The organism is uncultured Veillonella sp., assembly GCF_934190855.1.
In the GTDB taxonomy this organism is placed as follows: domain Bacteria; phylum Bacillota; class Negativicutes; order Veillonellales; family Veillonellaceae; genus Veillonella.
On the sequence record NZ_CAKPTN010000237.1, the window covers coordinates 1 to 1,521 of the forward strand.

The 1,521-nt window shown below is 35.2% G+C and carries 2 protein-coding genes and 1 pseudogene; 2 read left to right on the plus strand and 1 reads right to left on the minus strand.

What is annotated here, in order from left to right; all coding sequences use genetic code 11:
* Both Q0F90_RS09170 and Q0F90_RS09175 read left to right on the plus strand, forming a co-directional pair.
* A pseudogene (locus tag Q0F90_RS09170) lies at positions 1-306 on the plus strand (23S rRNA (uracil(1939)-C(5))-methyltransferase RlmD); the annotation flags it as partial.
* Positions 307-458: 152 nt separating this feature from the next.
* Complete coding sequence (locus Q0F90_RS09175) at positions 459-899, plus strand: BdrN protein (protein ID WP_295780692.1); 441 nt, start codon at positions 459-461, stop codon at positions 897-899.
* Positions 900-1,271: 372 nt separating this feature from the next.
* Here the strand turns inward: Q0F90_RS09175 and Q0F90_RS09180 are convergent.
* Positions 1,272-1,521 (minus strand): LexA family transcriptional regulator (locus Q0F90_RS09180; protein WP_296004981.1); only part of this gene is annotated, 250 nt, incomplete at its 5' end.

A 1,521-nucleotide genomic window follows, 5' to 3' on the forward strand; every position in this document is an offset into this window, starting at 1 on the left:
GAATTCATCGTCGCTGATGCAGCCGTAGAAATGCCAAAACTCTACAAAGCTGGCGTACGTCCAGACGTAATCGTATTCGATCCAATCCGTGCAGGCTGTAAAGAAGAAGTACTAACCTCTGCAGCTGGCATGGAACCAAAACGCATTGTTTACGTATCCTGTAACCCAGCCACCATGGCGCGAGACATTGAAATCCTCACACACTACGGCTATGAACTAAAAGAAGTCCAACCTGTAGACATGTTCCCAATGACCGCTCACGTTGAGGCAGTGGCTTTGCTCACTAGAAGCGAAGCGACGCAGTGAGCATTAGCACTGCCCATGGCAGGGATGTCCAAGAATTCGAGCGAAGTGAAGAATGATTGGAAACAGCCTACGGCTGAGGCAGTGGCTTTGCTCACTAGAAGCGAAGTATCACTTTAATATTTTGTCTTATAAGTTTATGGAGTGATCTATATATGGTATGGCTGAATCCCAGGGATTATAAAAACCAAGAGTATATGGAGCTAAGACTTAATTCACCATTATATGAGAATATACGCTTAGACTTTAATCCACTCAAAATTTCTGATGTATCTGGTCATGAATCAAGTTGGAAAGACTGGCATTGTTATAGAAATCCATTACGGGTTTATAGTCCAGATTTTGATATCTTAGTTTCTTATTTTAATAAAGTATATCCTATTATAGATGCATCAGATAATACTGAAAGAGATAGCTTTGATGTATGCTTTGATAATTGGATTAAGAAAGATTACTGGATTAAAATAATTCATAATATTGAAGTTGATCTTATAAACTCTAGTAAAGATGAGCAAGAGTTTTTAAACACATTTATTACTTGGATAAAGGAAGCACTTCAAGATACATCTGTTATAGTTGTTGAGGGAAATCTTTAAAAATCAAAACAGTATTTTAATAACATAATCTATAAAGATAAGTTAAGATATAAATTAATTGATTTTAGCCCTTCGCTTTTGCGAAGGGCTTTTACAATATAATCATATATAAATATAATATAATTAGTATAAGTAGTTAAATTGTATTGAATGAGGTATGTGGTGTGGGACTAATTTTAGATATTGATAAAATAATGTACCAATTGAGTAGGTGGAGACCAATATTTCATTCGGAAGCAGATTTTCAGTTTAGCTTAGCCTGGATGATTAAAGAACAATATCCAAATTGTGATATTAGATTAGAGTTTGTACCTGAATTTAATCCTAATTTACATCTCGATATTCTTGTTATATTAGATGGTAAATGGATTCCTATTCAGGTTGTAAACGAATATGTCCATTTTCTTTATAAAAACGTTTTACTGTAGCTTCGTCATCAATACGTGCTACAACAACATCACCATTATTAGCCGTATTTTGATGGCGTACGATGAGCATATCACCTTCATACATACCAATATTCATCATGGATTCGCCTTGAACGCGTAGTAAGAAGCAGTCAGAATCACCAGTTAATTGAACAGGTAATGTAAGAGTAGATTCTAAATTTTCTACCGCAGTA

Bases quoted from the DNA above. Each gene is read 5' to 3' on its own strand.
- Q0F90_RS09175 (WP_295780692.1), top strand. From the start codon at position 459: ATGGTATGGCTGAATCCCAGGGATTATAAAAACCAAGAGTATATGGAG.